The 3479-nt window shown below is 55.9% G+C and carries 6 protein-coding genes; 1 reads left to right on the top strand and 5 read right to left on the bottom strand.

Features of this window, described 5'->3' with window-relative positions; genetic code table 11:
* The 3 genes from AAC035_RS19720 to AAC035_RS19710 all read right to left on the bottom strand — a co-directional run.
* On the bottom strand, positions 1-168 hold a 168-nt coding region (locus AAC035_RS19720), incomplete at its 3' end, for a DUF6691 family protein (RefSeq protein WP_339806827.1).
* A gap of 26 nt (positions 169-194) precedes the next feature.
* Positions 195-629, bottom strand: coding sequence for a YeeE/YedE family protein (locus AAC035_RS19715; protein ID WP_339806825.1), 435 nt, complete (start codon positions 627-629; stop codon positions 195-197).
* Positions 626-973 carry a metalloregulator ArsR/SmtB family transcription factor gene (locus AAC035_RS19710; protein WP_339806824.1) on the bottom strand — a complete coding sequence of 116 codons (348 nt, stop codon included), beginning with the start codon at positions 971-973 and terminating at the stop codon, positions 626-628. The genes AAC035_RS19715 and AAC035_RS19710 overlap by 4 nt, the downstream gene beginning before the upstream one ends.
* Positions 974-1480: 507 nt before the next feature.
* On the opposite strand from AAC035_RS19710, the gene AAC035_RS19705 reads away from it, so the two are divergent.
* Positions 1481-1903: a phasin family protein gene (locus tag AAC035_RS19705; protein ID WP_339806823.1), complete on the top strand. Its 423-nt coding sequence runs from the start codon at positions 1481-1483 to the stop codon at positions 1901-1903.
* A gap of 5 nt (positions 1904-1908) precedes the next feature.
* Here AAC035_RS19705 and AAC035_RS19700 read toward each other — a convergent pair whose 3' ends face one another.
* Positions 1909-2535, bottom strand: coding sequence for a TetR/AcrR family transcriptional regulator (locus tag AAC035_RS19700; protein ID WP_339806822.1), 627 nt, complete (start codon positions 2533-2535; stop codon positions 1909-1911).
* Between the two features lie 40 nt (positions 2536-2575).
* On the bottom strand, positions 2576-3388 hold the full coding sequence (gene xthA / locus AAC035_RS19695; protein ID WP_339806821.1) for an exodeoxyribonuclease III: 813 nt from the start codon (positions 3386-3388) through the stop codon (positions 2576-2578).
* Between the last annotated feature and the right edge of the window lie 91 nt (positions 3389-3479).

Raw genomic sequence — 3479 nt, 5'->3', positions numbered from 1 at the left:
AACGACTCCAACCATAATGGCGCCGCCCATGACCAGGGCAAGAGACGGGTCCCAGGCCCCGGCGATATCCAGGAAGCCAAGTACTTTTTCCGGATTGGCCATCCCCGAGACCAGCAGGCCAATGCCAAAAACCAGGCCGGCGGCAAACGAAGCAACAGTAAATTTCATGATTCTTTATCCTTGTTCGGTGAAAGTCAGGCGAAAATGTGACGTAGCAGGTACACAGTAACGAAGCCCGCCGCCATGAAACTGAGCGTGGCAACCAGTGACCGGGGCGAGAACCGGGACAATCCGCATACGCCGTGGCCACTGGTACATCCGGAGCCATAGCGGGTACCGATACCCACCAGTAAACCGGCAACAACAAGGGTCGGGTAGCCGGCGTTTATCTCAATGGCGGGCAGGGTGCCTGTTGCCATTGCCAGCAGTGGCGCGATGATCATGCCGCCGATAAAAGCGACCCGCCAGAGAGCATCTCCGGATACGGGCGTCAGCAGACCTCCAAGGATCCCGCTGATGCCCGCGATCCGGCCGTTCAGCAGCACAAACAGGGCGGCCGAGAGGCCAATAATGATGCCGCCGGCCAACGCCGACCAGGGTGTAAAACTGTTCCATGCAATGTCGATCATCTGGTTTCTCCTTCAGGAATGCAGAACAATTGATAAAGACTTTCGAGCATGGCGAGCACCCGTGGCTCGCCTATGCGGTAATAGACTTGCTTGCCCTCCTTGCGGGGCAGGATCAGGCCCTCACGGCGCAGCACTCCCAACTGCTGGGACAGCGATGGCTGGTGAATGCCGGTGACGGACTCCAGTTCGCCCACCGACGCTTCGCCCTGGCTGAGCTGACAGAGCAACAGCAAGCGGTCCTGGTTGGCGATCGACCGCAGAAACTGACTGGCCGCACCGGCGGCCTGATGCATTTGCTGGAGGTCAAACTGTGTGGTGCTGTCGGTTGGCGCTGTGTTGGGCATGATTCCGGACCGTGGTTACGATAGCTGACTTCAATATTCATAATTATAAAATATAAAAAAGTATAATGTAAAGAGTTCAGCGCGGCCGTTGGTAAAAAACGGGGGGGACGAACTGGCTGGCTGGGTCTGGCGGATGTAAATGTGGCGGATGTAAATCAGAGGTGGATCAAAAAGGCCCGGCACTGGTGGCCGGGCAGAGGCGTGCGAGTAGTATCCATGAAAGACTTCCAGACAAACCGGAGTCAGCAGAGACACCGGTCAAGTTCAGTATTGACGATATTTCGAACAGTTCAAGAAATTCACGGGTATCGGTAAAACTGTTTTTGAATATAAAGTGCGTTCTTATAGGTTTTATGAATCGATCATGAGTAATCTGATATTAAACATGTCTTTACATGCTTTGACTCCGGACACTCCAGTGAATTCAGAGGGTAAGTGTAATAGACTGAAGTCAAAGGTCTGCCCTCAGGGGCAAATCCTGCGTTCAAATGTAAATAAGGCTAATTCATGTCTGACGACAAGCAGTCCAAATCCGACCAGGAACACGACGCGCAACTGCACGGTCGAATCCGCGAATCCGCCAGGCAGATCTGGCTGGCGGGCCTGGGTGCCTATACCAAAGCCGAAGAAGATGCCGGCAAGCTGTTTGACCGTCTGGTAACGGAAGGTGAAGAGCTGGAAACCCGGACCCGGGGCATGGTGGAAAAGCATGTCCGCACGGTTGAGCACAAGGTGGAAGACGTTCGCGATAAGGCGACAGGCACCTGGGACAAACTGGAAACCCTGTTTGACCAGCGGGTCTCCGGGGCATTGCGACGCCTGGGCATCCACCGCCGCGAAGATATCGAGGCACTGGAGCAGAGACTGGCCGCAGTGGAGGAAGAATTGCGTCAGTTGCGTGAGGGCAAAGCTGCAGACGAAGAAGAATAGCTTCGTCAGCGATAGTCCTGGCTGATGGCCAAAACCTCGTGCTGCACCTGCTGAGGCAGGTGCGGCATCAGAAGGTGCAAAACCTGATAGACACCCCTTCCGGGATTGGCCTGGCGCCTGTCCTTGAGATCCCTCAGTGAATCGAAACTGCTCCAGTAACACACGGTCATCGTCAGCTGGCGGCACAGGGCGTCAGTCTGGGTTTCATTGAGCCGGATCAGCTGTTGGCGCTCGAGGCTCTGGCACAGCAGACGGAAGCCCGACTCCTTGCGATCGAGAATGGCCCTGAAGGCTTTCTGCAGGTTTTCGTAACGGGACAGGATATTGACCAGGTCCTGATACAGAAACCGGTAACGGGCGATGCTTTCGAACAGCAGGTGCAGGAAAAACGCCAGTTGTTCAAGGTCTACCTGGACATCATCAGGAATCGCCAGCAGGTCATGGATCTCATCCTGAAAGCGCTCGAACAGCTCGGTGACGATGTCGCCCTTGCTGCGAAAATGGTAGTAAAGGTTACCGGGGCTGATGTCCAGCTCATCAGAAATCAACAGGGTCGTAACGTTAGGCTCACCCAGTTCATTGAACAGGGCCAGGCTGGCAGAGAGTATGCGCTCGCGGGTTTTTACTTTCATGCGCGTCCTTCCTGGCCGGGACTGGCGGACTGGGTGCCCTTCAGATCGAAAACTCCGCCCACACGGGTGCGTGGTCCGAAGGCCGTTCCATGGCTCGCACACTGTAGCTGACGCCAGCTCCGGTGGCTTTCGTCAGCAGATCGTCGCTGGCCATAATAAGGTCTATACGCAGGCCCCGGCGGGGTTGCCGTTCGAAGCCGCGGCTGCGGTAGTCGAACCAGCTGAAAGTGTCGGCTTCATGGGGATGAAGGTAGCGAAAAACATCTGTCAGACCCCGGCTTTCCAGTTCTGCCATCCAGGCCCGCTCTTCCGGCAGGAAGCTGCATTTTCCGGAACGCAGCCAGCGTTTCATATTGTCTGCTCCGATGCCTATATCCCGGTCCGTAGGCGAAATATTCATGTCGCCCATGACCAGGATATGACCGGGTTTCTTGCCGAGCTCATCCAGCCAGCGCAGCAGGTCCTTGTAGAACTTTTCCTTGGCGGGAAACTTGACCGGATGATCACGGCTTTCCCCTTGCGGAAAATAGCCGTTGACGACCGTCAAGAATTCGCCGTTGACCTGAAACTGGCCGGTGATCAGGCGACGCTGGGACTCTTCATTGTCCCAGGGGTAGCCTTTGATAACCGCCTCCGGTGCCTGTCGTGACAGCAGTGCGACGCCGTAGTGGGTTTTCTGGCCATGAAAATGCAGGTGGTAACCCAGCGCTTCTATTTCAGCCACCGGAAAGTCGACATCGTTGACCTTAGTTTCCTGAAGGCCGATGACGTCAGGATCAAGCTCGTCGATCACCGCCTGAAGCTGATGAAGACGGGTGCGTATGCTATTGACGTTGAAGGAAACAAACTTCATGGAAGAGGCGCCGCCCTGCAGTTTCTGGGTTTGAGGTGCAGTCTACCACATCGTTGTCGGCCGCCAAGGGGAGCAGCGCCGGGCGCCTGCC

It is taken from the genome of uncultured Marinobacter sp., assembly GCF_963974375.1.
GTDB lineage: Bacteria > Pseudomonadota > Gammaproteobacteria > Pseudomonadales > Oleiphilaceae > Marinobacter.
The sequence above is the reverse complement of the archived record's forward strand: the minus strand, read 5'-3'. Positions and strand labels throughout refer to the sequence as shown.

Bases quoted from the DNA above. Each gene is read 5' to 3' on its own strand.
- AAC035_RS19715 (WP_339806825.1), bottom strand. From the start codon at position 629: ATGATCGACATTGCATGGAACAGTTTTACACCCTGGTCGGCGTTGGCC.
- AAC035_RS19705 (WP_339806823.1), top strand. From the start codon at position 1,481: ATGTCTGACGACAAGCAGTCCAAATCCGACCAGGAACACGACGCGCAA.
- AAC035_RS19700 (WP_339806822.1), bottom strand. From the start codon at position 2,535: ATGAAAGTAAAAACCCGCGAGCGCATACTCTCTGCCAGCCTGGCCCTG.
- AAC035_RS19710 (WP_339806824.1), bottom strand. From the start codon at position 973: ATGCCCAACACAGCGCCAACCGACAGCACCACACAGTTTGACCTCCAG.
- xthA (WP_339806821.1), bottom strand. From the start codon at position 3,388: ATGAAGTTTGTTTCCTTCAACGTCAATAGCATACGCACCCGTCTTCAT.